The sequence below is a fragment of the Nonomuraea diastatica genome (genome assembly GCF_004349015.1).
Classification (GTDB): Bacteria; Actinomycetota; Actinomycetes; order Streptosporangiales; family Streptosporangiaceae; genus Nonomuraea; species Nonomuraea diastatica.
This window is the reverse complement of sequence record NZ_SMKP01000029.1, coordinates 51,579-69,250: the sequence shown is the minus strand read 5'-3', so window position 1 is coordinate 69,250 and position 17,672 is coordinate 51,579. Positions and strand designations below refer to the sequence as shown.

The window sequence follows — 17,672 nt, the reverse complement described above, 5'->3', positions numbered from 1 at the left end:
GGCCGGGGGTGAGGTGATGAGGTGCCGGGGAACGAGCGTGTCGTCCGTGTAGGCGGCCACCAGGCCCGGCTGCCCGCCCATCGACCCGTACGCCCACGCCTGGTCGCGGGAGATCGCCCCCAGCGCGGTGACCTGCGCTCCGGGCAGTGGGAACGAGCGCCGGCGCCTGCCGTCCCACCGCTGTAGTCCCGCGAAGCGGGTCTCCGTCACGCCGGCGGACACCCGTTGTGTGGAGTGGGCCACCCACACGGCACCGTCCCGGCCCACTGCGAGATCGTCCAGCGCGCCGGGGTGCTCGTCGCGCCAGAGCACCCGCCAGGCGCTCGCTGCGGCGGGCTCGGGTCTGAGGTCGTCGGCCGAGGGTGGAGGCTGGGGGCAGCGGGCCGGGACCGCGGGGATCGGCGGCAGCGGCGCGCCGGGGCGCGGCCGAGGGGTGATCGCGCCTCCAGAGGAAGGACCGGCCGTGCCGGGCGGCGCGGTGGGGGCGGGCCCCGCGCAAGCGCAACCGGCGAGCAGCACGGCCAGCCCGATCACCGGCATCGGCCGGGATGCGCGGTTCCCGATCACCGGGAGACGCGCATCCCGGCCGGTCGCCGCGAGCCGTGCGGATCGTCGCACTCGACCACCCCCTCAGCGAGACCCACTGACGAACCGAAGAATAGGCCCGACGCACCACCCGACGCGCCCGGTGGATCGATCAGGCCTTGAACGGCCTCGCGTACCGGGAAACGAGCCCGATCCGTACGCACGATTGGGTCTTGCTGCGGCCGTGGTTCGGGATCACTGTGAACGCAGGAGGCAGTGAGATGTCGCACCCACTCGGAGTCAGCCGTCCGGATCTCGAAGTCACCGACCTGCCCACGCCTGAGGAGGTCTTCAGGGTCTCCAAGATCGGCCCAAGGGAACTCTTCAAGTACGCCGTCGGCCCGAGCCTGATCGCTCTCGGCATCTCGATCGGCAGCGGCGAGTGGCTGCTCGGGCCCCTGAGTGTGGGCCAGTACGGCTTCATCGGCGTCGGCTGGGTGATCCTGGTCTCGGCGCTGCTGCAGACGTTCTACAACGTCGAATGCTCCCGCTACATCCTCGCGACGGGTGAGACGCCGGTCGTCGGCTGGGGGCGGGTGCCGCCGGGCTGGCCGCTCTGGGTGCCGCTCTCGGTCGTGATCGTGATCTTCGCGTTCATCGCGGGCGGCTGGGCCTCGTCGGCGGGGAACGGCGTCTACGCGCTGATCCACGGCGCGCCGCCCGCCGCCTCGGACCTGGAGCCGCGCTGGTGGGCCGTCGCCCTGCTGGTGCTGGTGTTCGTCATAACCGCGCTGGCGCGCCGGATCAGCCGCGTGCTGGAGCTGGCGAACTGGGTGCTGGTCGGCTCCGTCCTGCTCGCCCTGCTGGCCGTGGACCTGCTCGTGGTGCCGTTCAGCCAGTGGTGGGAGGGCATTCTCGGCTTCATCACCCCGGCCGCGCCACCCGAGGGGATCACCGCCACGCAGCTCGGCGGCCTGGCGGGGTTCACCGCGCTGGCCTCGGGGCTCAACTGGTACGTCATGGGCCACTACCGTGACAAGGGCTACGGCATGGGCTACCGCGTCGGCTTCATCTCCGGCCTGCGCGGCGAGCGGCGCGAGATCATGGCCAGCGGTGTCACGTTCCCCGACGACGCTCGTAACCGGGGGCTGTGGCGCAGGTGGTACCGCCTGCTGATGGTCGACATGTGGGGCGTGTTCTTCGTCGGCGCCATCCTCGGCATGCTGCTGCCCACGATCCTCATGTCGCACGCCGTCACGCTGTCGGGCGAGAAACCGACGCGGGAGAACGTCCCGACGTTCGTGGCCTCCGCGCTGGGCGCGGAGTACGGGCAGGCGGTCTTCTTCATCGGGCTCCTGCTGGGCGTGCTGGTGCTGTTCTCGACGCAGCTCGGGATCTTCGAGGCGATGGTCCGGGTGACGACGGACGCGGCCAACGCCACGAGCCCGCGCCTGCGCGCCCTCATCCAGGGCGACCCGCGGCGCTTCTACTACCCGTTCATGATCGTGCTGCTGATCGTCATCTCGATCATCATCTTCCAGTCGCTGCCGGTGGCCCTGGTGGAGTGGTCGGCCAACATGTCGAACCTGGGCGCGCTGCTCTATCCGTTCCTGCTGATGTATCTGAACAGCAAGCTCCCGCGCCCGGCCCGCCCGCGGCCGTGGCACTACGTCATCCTCGTGCTGAACTTCCTGTTCTTCGGGTTCTTCTTCGTCAACTTCATCGCCGACTTCGTCGGGGATCCGCTGGTGACGTTCTGAACCCTTCCGGAACGCCACACTTCTACGTTCGCCGAAATGATCGGGTTCCTTCCGGGCCGCTGCTAGCTTGACGCTCACTTGTCAGCGCATCGAAGGGAACCCTTTCATGGCCTTGTCGTTCGGCCGCCTGACTCGTCCCGCCGGCCTCGGGCTGGCGGTGACGCTCGGCGCCACGCTCTCCCTCGGCGTCGCCACGCCGTCCTCCGCCACCGCGGGCACGTCCGCCACGAGCGCCGCCGGGAAGCGCGCGAAGCTCTACGAGCTGGTGACGAAGGACGGCGGGTTCTTCTACACGTCGAGCGCGTCGGAGAGGGACGCCGCGGTCGGCAAGCACGGCTGGAAGGTCACGCGGACACCGCTCTACTACCTCTCGCGGGCCCCGTTCCGCGGTGGCAAGCCGCTCTACCGGCTGCGCTGGACGAAGAAGGCGTCGTACATCGTCACGGCCTCCGTGGCCGAGCGGGAGCGCCTGGTGACCTCGGGCAGGTTCCGTTACGACGGCGTGCTGGGCTACGCGCCCGCCTCGGCCGGGGCGGGTGGCGAGGTGAAGGTGTTCCGCCTCACCGGCGAGAACAGATGGCGCCTCGCGATCGCGTCCCACACCCGCAAGATCCTGGCGAACGAGCCGGGCTGGAAGCTCGACGGCCCGCTCCTTTACCAGTTCCGCCAGGCGGGCTGACGCACGCGTGCGAAAGGGCGCGCCGGGCTCCGGCGCGCCCTCTCCTCAGCGGCGGAACATCTCCAGCAGTTCCTCGGCGCGCGGGGTGCGGGCGATCCACACCTCGCGGCCGCGCCGCTCCCTGCTGATGAGCTGGGCGGCGATGAGCCGGTCGCAGTGGTACGTGATGCTGCTGGGCGCCACCTGCATGTCGCCGGCCAGCATGCTCATGGTCATGGGCTGTCCGATCGCGCCGAGCAGGTCCGCGCGGACCGGCCCCATCAGCGCCGACAACTCGCCGTGCGCCGTTCCCGCGGGCCGGTGCCAGAGCTGGTCGGCTCCGGGCACCGGGTAGGCGATCCACACCGCGTCCTCGTTGTCCAGGCTGACGATGACCGCGTCCTTGCCGGCCAGCATGGGCACCAGGACGATCTTCCTGTCGCCCAGCTCGTACGTGCTGGACTCGACGTCGGCGATCATCAGCCCGCACTCGCCGTACGTGATGCGGTGGTTGAGCGCACCGAGCAGCAGTTCCGGGCCGCCGCGGACGGTGGCGACGCCGACCCGCCGGATCTCCCTGTCCAGCAGGGGGCGGGCGCGGCGCCACAGCGGTTCCGTGGTGTCCCACACGTCGGCGAGTGCGCCGGCGTAGCCGTGCAGCCAGCGGTCCGGCCGCTCGGCCGCGGGACGCCAGTGCGCCGGCAGCGGCCTGTCGCCGAACGCCTGCTCCAGGTCCTTGATCAGGGCGTCGCGTGGGAGGTCCCGCAGGGTGTCGATCTGGTCCTGCACCGAGACGTCCCCGCTGGTGGGCGTGCGGGGCACGAGGCTGTCGGGGACCACCGAGTAGCCGGGGGCGGCGAGCGGCCGCACGGCCTGGTGCCCCTGCGGCCGGACGCTCGAGCCGATCTCCTTGCGCCAGAGCTCCGGCAGGCCGCGGCGGCGTCCGGCGAGCGCGTCGGAGATCATCGCCAGGGCGGTGAGGTGCGGTGAGATCGAGATGGACAGCTGGGGCGTGGAGGTCATGCGCAGTTCGCTCCACACAGCGGTGCTGGTTACGTCGGACTCCTTGAAGTCGGGGAACTCGATCAGGTGCGCATCAACCTATTCCTGTCGCTTTCTCCTGACTTACAGTCCGGTTACACGTTGATGCGGCAGGTCAGCGCACGCTCAGGTCACGTGGCCGCGTGCTCGGCTTCCTGGACGGGAGCGGTCGAGCCGATCGGCGGGACCCGGCGCAGCGACGTGACCGCGAGCACCGCGGCCGCCAGCATGATCACGGCACTCGCGGCCCCGGCGGCGGCCAGCCCGTCGGAGAACGCGCTCCTGGCCGTCGCGAGCAGCTCGGCGGCGACGCCCGCGGGCTGGCCCGCGGCGGCTCCGACGGCCCCGCCGAGGGTGTCGCGCGCCGCGTCCGCGGCCACGTCCGGCGTCCCTTCCGGTACGGACAGGCTCGCCCGGTAGACGACCGTGGCGAGGCTGCCGAGCACGGCGAGCCCGAGCGCGGCGGAGAACTCCTGCCCCGTCTCGGACAGCGCCGAGGCCGAACCGGACCGCTCCGGCGGGGCGGCGCCGACCACCATGTCGATGCCGAGCACCATCAGCGGGGAGCTGCCGGCGAAGAACATCGACTGCCCGATCACCACGTACGCCAGCCCGCTGGAGCTCCCCGCCTGGGTGAACAGCAGCATGCCGAGCACGCCGACCACCAGCCCGCCCGCGATGACGTGGGCCGGGCGGAACCGGCGGGCCAGCACCGGGGTGACGGCGAAGCCGACGATCAACGCGGCGCTCATCGGCAGCATCCAGAGCCCGGCCTCGAGCGGGGACAACTCCTCGACGAGCTGCAGGTACTGGCCGGCGAGCAGGCCCAGCCCGGGGCCGATCATGGTGACCAGCATGAGCGTGCCGAGGGAGGCGCTGAACTTGCGGTCGCCGAACAACGTGAGATCGAGGAGCGGATCGGCGAGCAGCCGCTGGCGCCGGATGAACACGGCGCCCAGGGCCAGCCCCGCCGCGATGCCGGCCACCGGGCCCCAGCCGAACCCGCCGGCGGCGAGCTCCTTCACGCCGTAGATCGCGGGCAGCACCGCGGCCATCGAGAGCGCCACGCTCACCAGGTCGAGGCGGCCCGAGCCTGGGTTGCGGTATTCCGGCAGCAGGAGCGGCCCGGCCACCAGCAACACCACCATGACGGGCACGTTCACCAGGAAGACCGACCCCCACCAGAAGTGTTCCAGCAGCACGCCGCCGACCAACGGCCCGATCACCATGCCACCGATGAACCCGGTCATCCACAGGCTGATGGCGCGGGTGCGCTGCCCGGGGTCCCGGAACATGTTGCTGATCAACGACAGCGTGGACGGCATCAGCGTGGCGCCGGCGACGCCGAGCAGGCCCCTGGCCACGATCAGCAACTCCGCCGTCGGCGCGTACGCCGCGAGCGCCGAGGCACCCGCGAACGCGGCGCCGCCGATCAGCAGGATCTTCCTGCGCCCGACGCGGTCGCCGAGCGTGCCCATCGTGATGAGGAAGCCCGCGATGAGGAACCCGTAGATGTCGGAGATCCACAACAACTCCGAGCCGGTCGGCCGCAGATCCTCGGTCAGGGCCGGCACGGCCAGGTGCAGGACGGATATGTCGATCGACAGCAGCAGGGTGGGGAGGATGAGCACGGACAAACCGGTCCATTCCCGCCAGCCCGCCTGTGCGGGAGCAATCTCATTCATATCGGCCACGGTAGGACCTCAAGTCGAGTTGAGGTCAATTCTGCACACGGTTATAACCTGTGACGCTTCTCTCCCTCTATAACCACACATGTCACGCCACAAGATGATGAAGTGGGCAAGTATCACTAAGGCGGGGCGCGTGCGGTGGTTATAACGGGCCCACGGAACGAGGCAGGACGGCGATGCGCGAACCGGCGGCCGAGCACGGGCATCCACGGCACGCGATCGCCGTGCTGCTGGCGCATGCCGTGGCCACCCAGGTCATCACGTTCGTGCTCCGCCCGACCATGGCCTACCGGGCGATCGACCTGGGCGTGCCCGCCGCGTGGCTGGGGCTGCTCGGCGCCAGCTTCGCGATCGCGCCGCTGCTGCTGGCCCTGCCCGCCGGGCACATCACCGACCGCTACGGCGAGCGGCGCGTGGCCGTGACGGGGTCACTGCTGCTGACGGCGTCCAGCGCGGCGTTCCTGGCGCTCGGCCACACCGTCCCCGGGCTCGTCACGGCCGGGATCCTGCTCGGCACCGGCCATCTGGGCTGCGTCATCGCGCAGCAGGCGCTGGTGGCCAACACCACCAGGCACGGCGGCCACGACGCCGCGTTCGGCCGCTACACGTTCGCCGCCTCGCTCGGGCAGGCGGCAGGGCCCGTGCTGATCGCCGTGTTCGGCGGGGAGCAGGCCATCCCGGACACCGGCCGCATCTTCTGTGGTCGTGCGGCCTGTCCGCCGTGCTCGTCGCCCTGTCGGCGGCGCTCGCGCGCAGCCCTCGCCCCGAGGCCGGCGAGCAGGACGCGGGCGGCGATGTGCGCTCCCTGCTGCGCCGTCCCGGGCTCGCGCACGCGCTGGTGACGAGCTGCGTGGTGCTGGCGGCCGTCGACATCACGCTCGTCTACCTGCCGGCGCTGGGCACCGAGCACGGACTGACCGCGGGGACGATCGGGCTGCTGCTGACCGTGCGCGGCCTGGCGTCCATGGCCTCGCGCTTCTTCCTCGGCAGCCTCTCGCGCGCCGTCGGCAGGCGGCGGCTCCTGGTCGGCAGCACCGTGGGGGCGGCCGTCGCCATGCTGCTCACCCCCCTGCCGATGCCGCTGTGGTTGCTCGTGCCGGTGCTGGTCGTCCTGGGGTTCGGGCTCGGCGTGGGGCAGCCGCTGACCATGTCGTGGCTGGCCGAGTCGGCGCCGCCAGGGCTGCGCGGCCGCGCCATGTCGCTCCGCCTGGTCGGCAACCGCACCGGCCAGCTCCTGCTGCCCGGCGCCGCCGGCCTCGTGGCGGCCGGCGCGGGAGCCGGGGGTGTGCTCCTGCTCACCGCGCTCGGCCTTGGCTGGGCCGGCGTCGCCGCCCGCCGCCTGCCCGTCGACCCCTGACCGGACAGGCCGCGGCGCGCGTTCAGCGGCGGGTCACCAGTCGCCGCCCTCCTCCTCGTCGCCCTCGAAGAACTCCTCGACGACCTCTTCCACGACCTCGCCCGCCACGAGACCGCCGACCACGCCCGCCGCGCCGGCCGCGGCGACCATGCCCAGGCCGGGCCCGCCGTGGTGCCCCTCGTGGTGACCGTAGTGCTCGTGATGACCGTGGTGACCGCCGTGCCCGGCGTACTGGGACAGGCTGTCGAGCCAGCGGCCCAGCTCGCCCGCCCAGTCGGTGACGAGGGCGTCGTCGTGGCTGACGTGGAAACGGCCGATGGCGTCGCCGGAGGAGTAGCGGCCGGCGCGCTTGTCGGCCTCCAGCACGACCTGCAACCCCGCAGCGTCGGCCACGAAGGTCACCTCGACCTCGCCGACCAGCCCCGAGTAAGGTCCGGACGGGTAGAACTCGATCTCCTGGTAGAACGGCAGCTCCTGCCGCACCCCGTGGAGCTGCCCCGCCTCCAGGTCGGCCGCCTTGAAGCCGAAGCCGAGCTGCAGGAACGCCTCCAGGATGCGCAGCTGCGAGGGCAGCGGCTCGACCGCCACCATGTCGAGGTCGCCCTTGTCGACGGCCTTGGCGATGGCCAGCTCGGTCCGCACCCCCACGGCCATGCCGGTCAGCGGCTGCCCGCCGATCTCGCTGATCGGCGTCTCCCACGGGACGGGGAACCGGAAACCGATGACCCGTTGCTCGCCCTTGGCCAGCGTGAAGGGACCGGAGACCTCGGTGCGGGAGAACTCGCCGAGCCCTGCCTGCTCGCCGTCGCCGTGCTCCATCTCGACCCGGGCCACCAGCCCGAGCGTGATGTGCTCGATCTCGGCGTCGAAGTCTCCGCCTTTGAGCCGTACTTCCCCTTCCAGCGTGCCGCCCGGCCGGGTCCGGGGGGCGGACAGGACGGTGTCCACCGAGGGCGCGCCGACGCCGAAAGCACCCAGCATCCGTTTGAAGACCACGACTCTGTTCTCCCTGTTGCAAGATCGGTTGTGTGCCGCTGACCCAACGATCTGCACCCGCCCGGAGTTCCGCCGGCCGAGCAGGTGCTGGAAGCGTCCCTCATGTTCCGTGTGCCAAGGACGCGGCCCGCTCGCGGAACCGCATCACGCTGCCTCCCGCCTGACGCCGTCCCGCGCGGGCCGCAAGCGACATGCACTGCGCCATGCTTGTATATGGCCGATCATTGATGTTTCATTTTTCGTTGACCGGGATCGGCGGGCTAACAGTGGGCCAAGCGAGACACGCACATGGCGATGCGAGGGGGCAGATGAGATCCCTGCGGGCGCTGCGGTGGCTGCCCTTCGCCGTCATGTTCTGCGTCGCCGTCCTCGACGTGCTGGCGGGCCCGACACTCATCTTCCTGCCGCTGCTCACACTGGGTCCGGCCTTCGCCTCGCTGTCGGGCGGGGTGCGGCGGACCTCCGCGGTGGGCGCGGTGGCGCTGGCCATCTGCCTGTTCCTGGCGTCCTACAACGACCTGGTGCTCCACTGGCAGAACAACCTCACGGTCGTCAGCATCGCCGGCGTGACCGCGGCCAGCATGCTGGCCGCCCGCCTGCGGCTGGAGCGCGAGCGCGAGCTGGCCAGCGTCCGGCAGGTCGCCGAGGTCGCCCAGCGGGTGCTGCTGCGGCCGGTGCCGCGGCGGGCGGGAGACCTGCGGGTGGCGCTCTCCTACACCTCGGCGGCGGCCGAGGCCCAGATCGGCGGCGACCTGTACGAGGTCGTCACGACGCCGCACGGCGTTCGCCTGCTGATCGGCGACGTCCAGGGCAAGGGCCTGGCCGCGGTCGAGACGGCCGCCTGGGTGCTCGGCGCCTTCCGCGAGGCCGCCTACGACGAGGCCGAGCTGACCGACATCGGCGAGCGGCTGGAGGTCAGCCTGACCCGGCACCTGGACGACGAGCAGTTCGTCACGGCGACCGTCGCCGAGGTGCACGCGGGCGAGATGACGCTGGTGCACTTCGGCCATCCACCGCCGCTGCTGATCAGGCCCGACGGCACGTGCGCCACGATGGAGCCGCCCGAGCAGGGGCTGCCGCTCGGCCTCGGCGCCCTCGACGCCGCGGCGGCCAAGCCCCACCGCATCCCGTTCGGCGAGGGCGACCGCATCCTGTTCGTCACCGACGGCGTCATCGAGGCCAGGAACGCGGCGGGCGAGTTCTACCCGCTCACCGACCGCGCCACTCTCCTGACGCTCCCCGACCCGCAGACCGCGCTGGACACGCTGCGGGCCGACCTCGTGGAGCACGCGGGCGGGCCGCTGCTCGACGACGCCGCGATGTTGCTGCTGCACCGCCGCGGCTCGTGAGACCCGCGTCGCCGAAAGACGCCGAACGATAACGATTGACTGTGAACCAGCCGCTCGGCGCGTCCAGCCTCCTCAGCCCGTGGAACGCTACTGGCGTCATGTCGACGGGAGGATCGGTGAGGGTCGGGTGACTTCGGGTAACCGGGATGGATGAGCCGGCAGCTCGGGCGGGCGGCCGCCTCGGCGGCGGCCATGGCGGTGACGCTGGCCGTCACGAGCTGCTCGTTGCTGGACCAGTCCGCGCAGCAGCGGCCTCCCGCCGTGCAGAAGACCACCGCCGCGCCCCAGGCGTCGCCGAGCGAGGCCGGCGTGGCCGGGAAGCCGCCGCAGGTGGAGGACGGCTGGCCTCGCTGGGGGTTCACGCACACCGGCGTCAGCGCCAACAACATCACCCAGGAGTTCGAGCAGCGGGTGTCCGGCCGGTTCGCCAAGACCCCAATGCTGCAGAACCAGCACATCATGGGCTTCGGGGCCTTCAACCCCGAGCCGCGCCCCGGGCAGTACGTCTGGGAAGACCTCGACAGCCGGATGAACCTCATGAGGCAGTCGGGCGCCACGCCGGTCATCACGCTCTGCTGCGCCCCCGACTGGATGAAGGGTGGTCCCGAGGGCCCGACGTCGGAGGAGGGCTGGGCCGAGCACCTGGAGGACGCCCCCTACCCCGAACACTTCGACGACTTCGCCAAGCTGTCAGCGGCCGTCGCCACGCGGTACAAAGACGTCAAATACTTCATGGTGTGGAACGAGTTCAAGGGTTTCTGGAAGGACCACTCCAAGCCCGCCGACTACAAGGGATACACCGAGCTGTACAACAAGGTGTACGACGCGGTGAAGGCGGCGCGGCCCGACGCCCGGATCGGCGGCCCTTACCTCGGCTTCGACAGCAACAAGGGCGGCGACACCGAGCTGCGCGGCGAGTGGGGCGTCGTCAACCAGCACGTCCTCGACGCCTTCACCTACTGGTTCGAGCACAAGAAGGGCGCCGACTTCGTCGTGGTCGACGGCGCGTCGGTGACCGACGCCCACGAGCTGCTGCCTGACGAGTTCGGGGCGCTGAGCAAGTTCAGCGCGGTCACCCAGTGGTTGCGCGACAAGACCGGCGACCTGCCGGTGTGGTGGTCGGAGTGGTATTTCGTGCCGGAGGACGGCACCACGTGGCGCGAGCGCAAGCGGCTCGCCGTACAGGCCGCCTCGATGATCGAGTTCGCGCGGAGCGGCGTCACCACGGCACTCTACTGGAACCCGCAGGCCAAGGAGGGCCGCTGCCCGGCCTGCCTGTGGGAGCCGCGCACGGGCGCCGAGCAGCCCACGGCCAGGCTGGTGGCCGGCTTCACGAAGTGGTTCCCCGCCGGGGCCGAGCTGGAGGCGGTCACCTCGTCCGATGCCAAGGTCAGGGTGCTGGCCCAGCCGGAGCAGCTGCTGCTGGTCAACACCTCCGACGGTCAGGTGACAACGACCGTCGACGGCACGCAGTTCACGCTCAAGTCGTATGAGATCAAGTGGAGCGGCCGCTAGCGGCCGGTGCGGCGTCTGCCATTTTCCTGGCCGAACCGATCAGTTCGATGAGGGTGGCCCGATGCGCGGCCGCGCGGTCACCGGGCGGTCACCGGTTTCCTCGGCCGTCGCCTGGTGGATTGAAACGTGTCAATACCCAGGAACGGCCTCTTGACCATCTGCTGCCGCCACAATACCGTCCCGGTGAGGCCGATCCAGGTAAAACGTTTTGCGCGGTGAAGCCGCATCGGAGGGCAGCACCATGGCCAGCACCAGGCAGGTACGCGTAGGGCTCGTGGCCGGAGGGCTGGGAGCGTACTGGCCCCAGTTCCCCGACCTCCTCCCCCAGCTCCAGCGCTCGGCGGCACGGGTCTCGGAGCGCATGCGGGAGCTGGACGCGGAGATCGTCGACGTCGGGTTCATCTCCGACGCGCAGGAGGGAGCGGTCGCGGCCGAGAAGCTGCGGGCCGCGGACTGCGACCTCATCGTCGGCTTCCTGACCACGTACATGACGGCCACGATGCTGGTGCCGATCGCGCAGCGCAGCGGCGCTCCCGTGCTGCTGATCAACCTGCAGCCGACCGAGTCGATGGACCACGCGACCTTCGACACCGGCCAGTGGCTGGCCTACTGCGGCGCCTGCCCGCTGCCCGAGATGGCCAACGCCTTCCAGCGGTGCGGCATCCCGTTCCGCTCGGTGTCCGGCTACCTGGAGGACGAGCGGGCCTGGAAGCGCATCGGCGGCTGGGTGCGGGCCGCCGCCGCCAGGGCCGCGCTGCGGCACGGGCGGCACGGCCTGATGGGTCACCTGTATCCCGGCATGCTGGACGTGTCCACCGACCTGACGCTGGTGAGCGCGAACTTCGGCGGGCACGTCGAGGTGCTCGAGTTCGACGACCTGCGGGTGCGCGTGGAGAAGGTCACCGACGCCGAGGCCGCGGCCAAGCGCGCCGAGACCGAGAAGATCTTCGACTTCGCCGACTCCGTCAACGAGACCGACCTCGACTGGGCCTGCCGCGTCTCGGTCGGCCTCGACCGGCTCGTGGCCGACTTCGAGCTGGACAGCCTGGCCTACTACCACCGCGGTCTGGACGGCGAGACGCACGAGCGCCTCGGCGCCGGCATGATCCTCGGCGCCTCCCTGCTCACCGCCCGCGGCATCCCCGCCGCCGGCGAGTACGAACTGCGCACCAGCCTGGCCATGCTCGTCATGGACCGGCTCGGCGCGGGCGGCTCCTTCACCGAGTTCCAGGCGCTCGACTTCCACCGCGGTCACGTCGAGATGGGCCACGACGGGCCCGCCCACCTCGCCATCAGCGCCAGGAAGCCGCTGCTGCGCGGCCTCGGCGTCTACCACGGCAAGCGCGGCTGGGGCGTCTCGGTCGAGTTCGACGTCAAGCACGGACCGGTCACCGCGTTCGGGATCATCCAGCGCCGCGACGGGCGCTTCGCCTTCCTCGCGTCCGAGGGCGAGACAGTCGACGGGCCCCACCTGCAGATCGGCAACACCACCTCCCGCGTCGACTTCGGCCGCGACCCCGGCGAGTGGACCGACGAGTGGAGCGCCACCGGCATGTCACACCACTGGGCCCTCGGCACCGGCCACCGCGCCGGCGAGCTCAGATCCCTGGCTCATCTCCTCGACCTCGAGTTCGTCCAGATCTAGGCGGTGAGGAGCCCGGCGGGCACCGCGTCGGCCAGCGCCCGGTGGCCCGCGGGGTTGAGGTGCAGGCGGTCGCCCAGGTCGAGCTCGGCCAGGAGCCGCCGGGGCGCGGCCGGGTCGCGGGCCGCCCGGTCGAAGTCGATCACGGCGTCGAACCTCCCGCCGGTCCGGATCCAGTCGTTGACCGTCTGCCTGGCCCCCTCGCGGTGGCCTGGGGCGTCGTCGTACGGGATGTTGCCCCCGAAGGGCGTGAGCGTGCCACCGTACACGCGGATGTCGTGCGCGTGCGCCCGAACGACGATCTGCTCGTAGGCGGCGATCAGGTCCTCGGCGACCCGCTTCTGCGCCGGGCGGGTGGCCGGCGCGGTGCCGATGTCGTTGACGCCCGCCAGCACGATCAACCACCGTACGCCGCTCTGGGCGAGCACGTCGCGGCCCGTCGGCCAGGTGGAGGGTCACGGTGAGGACCGAGCCGGGCGCCGGCGCGAGGTCCAGCGGGTCGGACACCACCTGCGCCCCGACCGGCACGACCGCGAAGGGCCTGCCGGAGAACGTCACCGGCCGCGCGGTCCCCGGCCGGATCGTGCTCACCCCGGCCCGCCCGCCTTCGGGGAGCGCCACGGAGGCGGCGGTGATGGGCAGCGGCGCGCCGCCGAACGCGTTGGAGAAGCGCACCCGCAGCCGCGACCCGCCCGCCGACACGCGTACGCTCTGCCGCAGCGTGCCGCCGGCCAGCACCAGGCCGTCCTTCGTGTACGGCGGGGGCGGCATGTTGCCGGGCTCGGTGAGCTGCGGCATGGCCGTCCACGTGCTGACCCAGCGCCTGGGAGAAATGTTTCTCGACGACACCGAACATTTCTATCGGATCTGCGCCTGCCGGGCGAAAGCATGATCGGGAAGCTACTTTTACCCGGGCTTGCGGATCAAGTGATGTGCCGGTCAGCGCACCGCGCCTATGGTCGCGTCCATGGACACTCCAGAGACCGGCGAACGGGAGGCGATCCTGCGGGCGGCGATCCGGTTGTTCGCCGCCCTCAGCTACGACGCGACGTCGATGGGGCAGGTGGCCGAGGCCGCCGGGGTGGACGTGGCCACAGCGACCCGCTATTTCCCCACCAAGAGAGGCCTCTACCTGGAGGTCATGGAGCATGCCCAGCGGGCGCTCGCCGCCGCGGTCGAGCAGCCGGCCCGCGACGCGCAGGCCGGCCCGCCGGGACGGAGCCTGGAGGCGCTGCACCGCTTCGTCGACGCGTACATCGACCTCTGCGCCGGACATCCCGAGATCCCCGCCTTGTGGACACACCGCTGGATGTCCGACGCCAGCGACATCGATCACCTCGAGGCGCACAGCCTCCAGCCGCTGACCCAGCAGTTCGTCGACGGCTTCGCCACGCTCGCTGAGCCGGCCGAGGCCGATCCACCGTTGCTCACGTACACGATCGTGTGGTGCATCCACGGCTTCACGCTGAGCGGGATCCTCGACGGGACCGGCCACCGGATCGGCATGAGCGATCCCGCGCTGCTGGCCCGGTTCCGCGCTCACATGCACCAGCTGCTCGACCGCGTCCTGCGCCTGCCGGATTGACGACCGGCCAGGTCCCGGACATGATCACCCGCATGGCTGATTCCGGAGACGCCCTCAGCGAGCGGGCCGAGCAGGCGATGCGACTGGCGGTCTCGGCCGGGCGGCGGCTGGGGCTGCGCGCGCTGGAGCCGCGCGTGCTGCACGACGTGTTCAACGTGCTGGTGCACCTCGCTCCCGACCCGGTGGTGGTCCGCGTGCCGACCCTGGCCCTGTCGCCCGCAGCGGAGCAGGCCGGCCGGCAGCGGCGGGAGCTGGCCGTGACGGGCTGGCTGGCCGACCGGGGCGCGCCCGTGGTGCCGCCGAGCCCTCTGGTGCCGCGCGAGCCGGTGGAGAGCGGCGGGATGTCCCTGACCTTCTGGCAGTACGTGGACGAACGCGACCCCATCGCCGCCGCTCCCCCGGACGAGCTGGAGGACAGGTTCGTGGAGCAGACCGGGTGGGTGGCCGAGCTGCACCGGCTCATGGCCGGCTACCCCGGCGACCTGCCGGTGCTGGCGCCGCTGGTGCCGGGGACGGCGCTGTCGCTGGCCGAGCTGCGCGAGAGGCCCGGCATCCTGACCACAGCGGACCTGGACCGGGCCGAGCGGGAGAACGCCGTGGTCGAGGCCCTGGCCCGTGACCTGCCCGGTTTCTTTCCCGGTGCCCGCCTGCAGGCCGTGCACGGCGACTCGCCGCCGTACAACGTGCTGCTGACGGCCGGGGGACACCTGTTCAGCGATTTCGAGGACGTCACGCTGGGCCCGGTCGAGTGGGACCTGGCCGGTGCGGGGCCGCGCGCGGTCGAGGCGTACGAGCGGGCGGGCGGCGGGCAGGTGAACCGGTCGCTGCTGGAGTTCATGGAGGGAGCCCGGCTGCTCCAGACGGTGGCGGCCCTGGCTCTGGCCGGACGGATGCCGGAGCTGACCGCCATGCTGGAGCCCCTGGTCGTCCAGTGGCGGGCCCGGCCGCCGCTGGAGCTGCCGTCCTCCTAGCGGGGCACGCTGGTGATATGCCAGATCGTAACCATCCCCTCACACCCAAAAGTGTATTCTGCCCGTATGTGGCGTTTTGTCCGATTGTTGCCCCTCTCGCTCATGAGCGACGCGTGGTGAGGCCATGCACGGCGAGCAGCTCCCGGGCCTGGGCGGGACGAGCCAATCGTCCTGCTTCGACAAACTGCTGATCGAGGCCGTCAGCGCCGCGGGAGCGCACATCGGCATGGCGTACGTACTCGACAAGGGCGGCCATGTCCTGGAGATGGAGTCGGCGGTGGGCATACCCGGCTCGATCGCCAAGGCGTGGGCGAGGGTCCGGGTCAAGACGAACTCTTCCATGCCGATCGCTGTGTCGGTACGCGAGCAGCGGCTCATCTGGGTCGGCGGCAGGGAGGAGCTGGCCCGCGCGTTCCCGGCCGCGGCGCTGGCCCTGCCGTACCACTTCGCGGCCGTGACCGCCCCTGTCTGCTCGGGCGGCGCCGTGTGGGGCGGTCTCGTGCTGCTGTGGCCGTCGGGGGGCGCCTCCGGGCTCACCTCGCGCCAGCGCGACGTCATCGACCACGCCTGCAACGAGATCGGGGACCTGCTCCGGCGGGCCGCCGAACAGGGCCGTCCCATCACCCCGCGACCCCAGCCCCGGCTCCTGGATGCGCGTCCCGTCAACGACACGGGCCGGCGCGCCCGCCAGCTCGCGCTGGACTGTCTCAACCGTCTGCCGGAGGGGTACTGCTGCCTCGACACGGAGGGACGGGTGAGCCTCGTCAGCGCTCCGGCCGCCGAGCTGCTCGCCCGCAGCCCGTCCGAGCTGCTCGGGCGGCCGCTGTGGGAGTCGCTGCCGTGGCTGAACGACCCCGCGTACGAGGACCGCTACCGGGCCGCGGTCGTCAGCCGGCAGGCCACCCACTTCACCGCCTGTGCCCCGGGCGCGCGGCAGCTGACCTTCCGCCTTTATCCGGGCCTGACGGGCGTCACCGTGCGCGTCGCGCCCGCCAGGGCCGCCCGCGGCGTCGAGCCGAGCCTCGTCGCCGGCCCGGTTGCGGGCCCAGTAGCCCGCCCGGTCGAGGACCCTGTCGAGGATCCGGTCGTGGACCCGGTCGTGGACCCGGTCGTGGACCCGGTCGTGGACCCGGTCGTGGACCCGGTCGTGGACCCGGTCGTGGACCCGGTCGTGGACCCGGTCGTGGACCCGGTCGTGAGCCCGGTCGTGGACCCGGTCGTGAGCCCGGTCGTGGACCCGGTCGTGGGCCCCGTGGCGGACATGGCTGGGCAGCCGCGCGTGATGGCGCTGCACGAGATGTTGCACCTGGCGACCGCGCTGGCCCGTGCGGTGACCGCGCAGGAGGTGGTCGACCTCGTCGCCGACCACGTCATGCCCGTCTACGGCGCCCAGGCCCTGGCGATCCTCACCTGGCAGGACAACCGGATGCGCGTGGCCGCGTCGCGCGGCTACAGCCAGGAGGCCGTCGAGCGGTACGACAGCCGACCCGTCATCCACCAGACCGGCCCGCCGGACCACTACGAAGCCAGCGAGCCCGCGTTCTTCGCCACGTGGGACGAGCTCCGCCGGAGTCGTCCCCACTCCATCCGCGCCGACGACATGAACGCCTGGGCGTTCCTGCCGCTCGCCACCTCGGGCCGGCCCTTCGGCACATGCGTGCTCGCCTACGCACGCCCGCACCGTTTCAGCGGCGTGGAGCGGGCCACGCTCACGGCGCTCGGCGGGCTGATCGCGCAGGCGTTCGAGCGCGCCCGGCTCTACGACAACAAGCACCAGCTCGCCCAATGCCTGCAGGCGAGCCTGCTGCCCCACCAGCTGCCCGAGATCCCCGGCCTGGAGGTGGCCGCCCGGTACGTGCCCGCCCTGCCCGGCATGGACATCGGCGGTGACTTCTACGACCTCATCCGCCTGAGCCCCACCATGGCGGCGGCCGTCATCGGCGACGTCCAGGGGCACGACATGAACGCCGCCGCCCTTATGGGCCAGGTGCGCACCGCCATCCACGCCCATGCCTCGGCCGGGGCGCCTCCCGGCGAGGTGCTCGCGCACACCAACCGGCTGCTCGCCGAGCTGTCCCCCGACCGGTTCACCAGCTGCCTCTATCTCAGCATCGACCTGGAGGAGCGCACCGCGTGCCTGAGCAGCGCCGGGCACTTCCCGCCGCTGCTCAGCCGCCCCGGCGCCGCCACGCAGGTCATCGAGGTCTCCCCCGGGCCGCTGCTCGGCATCGACCCCGACGCCAAGTACGCCGCCACGGAGCTGGTCCTGGATCCCGGTTCGGTCCTGACCCTCTACACCGACGGCCTCATCGAGGAGCCCGGCCTCGACCTGGGCGACGCCATCACCGGGCTGGCCCGCCGCTTCGCCCCCTCGCCGGGCGGGCCGCTGCGCGACCTCGCGGCGGCACTCATCGACACGGCCGCCGCCGGCCATCGCACGGACGACATCGCCGTCCTGCTCCTGCGCGACGCCGGCGCCCCGTGATGGCCCTCGGAGCCCTCCGCCAAAACACTGCGTGACCGATCTTTCACTCGATACATTCTCCTGGTGCGTTCTCTGCGACGGCCCTTCCGGCGATGGG

Annotated in this window: 15 protein-coding genes and 1 pseudogene; 11 read left to right on the top strand and 5 right to left on the bottom strand. The window is 71.6% G+C overall.

Going from position 1 to position 17,672, the window contains the following annotated elements; translation table 11 throughout:
• Positions 1 to 540: pseudogene (locus E1294_RS13240) on the bottom strand (hypothetical protein); the annotation flags it as partial.
• Between the two features lie 266 nt (positions 541 to 806).
• Here E1294_RS13240 and E1294_RS13235 point away from each other — a divergent pair.
• On the top strand, positions 807 to 2,285 hold the full coding sequence (locus E1294_RS13235) for an Nramp family divalent metal transporter (protein ID WP_132508265.1): 1,479 nt from the start codon (positions 807 to 809) through the stop codon (positions 2,283 to 2,285).
• Between the two features lie 106 nt (positions 2,286 to 2,391).
• On the top strand, positions 2,392 to 2,964 hold the full coding sequence (locus E1294_RS13230) for a hypothetical protein (RefSeq protein WP_132508263.1): 573 nt from the start codon (positions 2,392 to 2,394) through the stop codon (positions 2,962 to 2,964).
• Positions 2,965 to 3,009: 45 nt separating this feature from the next.
• Here E1294_RS13230 and E1294_RS13225 read toward each other — a convergent pair whose 3' ends face one another.
• Both E1294_RS13225 and E1294_RS13220 read right to left on the bottom strand, forming a co-directional pair.
• Positions 3,010 to 3,966, bottom strand: a complete 957-nt coding sequence (locus E1294_RS13225; RefSeq protein ID WP_132508261.1) for an ArsR/SmtB family transcription factor — start codon at positions 3,964 to 3,966, stop codon at positions 3,010 to 3,012.
• A gap of 149 nt (positions 3,967 to 4,115) precedes the next feature.
• Entirely contained in the window at positions 4,116 to 5,669 is a 1,554-nt protein-coding gene (locus E1294_RS13220) for an MFS transporter (protein WP_132508259.1), read from the bottom strand.
• A gap of 182 nt (positions 5,670 to 5,851) precedes the next feature.
• Between E1294_RS13220 and E1294_RS54485 the strand changes: the two genes are divergently transcribed.
• Positions 5,852 to 6,517, top strand: coding sequence for an MFS transporter (locus E1294_RS54485; protein WP_220447708.1), 666 nt, complete (start codon positions 5,852 to 5,854; stop codon positions 6,515 to 6,517).
• On the top strand, positions 6,472 to 7,032 hold the full coding sequence (locus E1294_RS54480) for an MFS transporter (protein WP_220447707.1): 561 nt from the start codon (positions 6,472 to 6,474) through the stop codon (positions 7,030 to 7,032). The genes E1294_RS54485 and E1294_RS54480 overlap by 46 nt, the downstream gene beginning before the upstream one ends.
• 33 nt (positions 7,033 to 7,065) lie before the next feature.
• On the opposite strand, the gene E1294_RS13210 is transcribed toward E1294_RS54480, so the two are convergent.
• Positions 7,066 to 8,028, bottom strand: coding sequence for a sporulation protein (locus E1294_RS13210; RefSeq protein WP_165977259.1), 963 nt, complete (start codon positions 8,026 to 8,028; stop codon positions 7,066 to 7,068).
• Between the two features lie 308 nt (positions 8,029 to 8,336).
• Here E1294_RS13210 and E1294_RS13205 point away from each other — a divergent pair, with 308 nt between their 5' ends.
• The 3 genes from E1294_RS13205 (at position 8,337) to E1294_RS13195 (ending at position 12,537) form a co-directional block, all read left to right on the top strand.
• The gene (locus tag E1294_RS13205) at positions 8,337 to 9,377 is read left to right on the top strand and encodes a PP2C family protein-serine/threonine phosphatase (protein WP_132508257.1); all 1,041 of its coding nucleotides are present in this window, start codon (positions 8,337 to 8,339) and stop codon (positions 9,375 to 9,377) included.
• A 150-nt stretch (positions 9,378 to 9,527) separates the two neighbouring features.
• A complete protein-coding gene (locus tag E1294_RS13200; protein WP_132508255.1) occupies positions 9,528 to 10,892 on the top strand; it encodes a glycoside hydrolase 5 family protein in 1,365 nt (454 codons plus the stop codon).
• A gap of 241 nt (positions 10,893 to 11,133) precedes the next feature.
• Entirely contained in the window at positions 11,134 to 12,537 is a 1,404-nt protein-coding gene (locus E1294_RS13195) for an L-fucose/L-arabinose isomerase family protein (RefSeq protein ID WP_132508253.1), read from the top strand.
• On the opposite strand, the gene E1294_RS54475 is transcribed toward E1294_RS13195, so the two are convergent.
• Complete coding sequence (locus E1294_RS54475) at positions 12,534 to 12,962, bottom strand: GDSL-type esterase/lipase family protein (protein WP_220447706.1); 429 nt, start codon at positions 12,960 to 12,962, stop codon at positions 12,534 to 12,536. The genes E1294_RS13195 and E1294_RS54475 overlap by 4 nt on opposite strands.
• Before the next feature lie 32 nt (positions 12,963 to 12,994).
• Between E1294_RS54475 and E1294_RS54470 the strand changes: the two genes are divergently transcribed.
• The 4 genes from E1294_RS54470 (at position 12,995) to E1294_RS13175 (ending at position 17,575) form a co-directional block, all read left to right on the top strand.
• Positions 12,995 to 13,426 carry a hypothetical protein gene (locus E1294_RS54470; protein ID WP_220447705.1) on the top strand — a complete coding sequence of 144 codons (432 nt, stop codon included), beginning with the start codon at positions 12,995 to 12,997 and terminating at the stop codon, positions 13,424 to 13,426.
• Between the two features lie 75 nt (positions 13,427 to 13,501).
• Positions 13,502 to 14,119, top strand: a complete 618-nt coding sequence (locus tag E1294_RS13185) for a TetR/AcrR family transcriptional regulator (RefSeq protein ID WP_165977258.1) — start codon at positions 13,502 to 13,504, stop codon at positions 14,117 to 14,119.
• A gap of 32 nt (positions 14,120 to 14,151) precedes the next feature.
• Complete coding sequence (locus E1294_RS13180) at positions 14,152 to 15,090, top strand: aminoglycoside phosphotransferase family protein (protein ID WP_132508249.1); 939 nt, start codon at positions 14,152 to 14,154, stop codon at positions 15,088 to 15,090.
• Between the two features lie 124 nt (positions 15,091 to 15,214).
• Positions 15,215 to 17,575: a SpoIIE family protein phosphatase gene (locus E1294_RS13175; protein ID WP_132508247.1), complete on the top strand. Its 2,361-nt coding sequence runs from the start codon at positions 15,215 to 15,217 to the stop codon at positions 17,573 to 17,575.
• The last annotated feature ends 97 nt before the right edge of the window (positions 17,576 to 17,672 follow it).

Coding starts and splice junctions, on each gene's coding strand:
- E1294_RS54485 (WP_220447708.1), top strand. CDS start 5,852: ATGCGCGAACCGGCGGCCGAGCACGGGCATCCACGGCACGCGATCGCC.
- E1294_RS13175 (WP_132508247.1), top strand. CDS start 15,215: ATGCACGGCGAGCAGCTCCCGGGCCTGGGCGGGACGAGCCAATCGTCC.
- E1294_RS13200 (WP_132508255.1), top strand. CDS start 9,528: ATGAGCCGGCAGCTCGGGCGGGCGGCCGCCTCGGCGGCGGCCATGGCG.
- E1294_RS13225 (WP_132508261.1), bottom strand. CDS start 3,966: ATGACCTCCACGCCCCAGCTGTCCATCTCGATCTCACCGCACCTCACC.
- E1294_RS13220 (WP_132508259.1), bottom strand. CDS start 5,669: ATGAATGAGATTGCTCCCGCACAGGCGGGCTGGCGGGAATGGACCGGT.
- E1294_RS13195 (WP_132508253.1), top strand. CDS start 11,134: ATGGCCAGCACCAGGCAGGTACGCGTAGGGCTCGTGGCCGGAGGGCTG.
- E1294_RS13235 (WP_132508265.1), top strand. CDS start 807: ATGTCGCACCCACTCGGAGTCAGCCGTCCGGATCTCGAAGTCACCGAC.
- E1294_RS13205 (WP_132508257.1), top strand. CDS start 8,337: ATGAGATCCCTGCGGGCGCTGCGGTGGCTGCCCTTCGCCGTCATGTTC.
- E1294_RS13185 (WP_165977258.1), top strand. CDS start 13,502: ATGGACACTCCAGAGACCGGCGAACGGGAGGCGATCCTGCGGGCGGCG.
- E1294_RS13180 (WP_132508249.1), top strand. CDS start 14,152: ATGGCTGATTCCGGAGACGCCCTCAGCGAGCGGGCCGAGCAGGCGATG.
- E1294_RS13230 (WP_132508263.1), top strand. CDS start 2,392: ATGGCCTTGTCGTTCGGCCGCCTGACTCGTCCCGCCGGCCTCGGGCTG.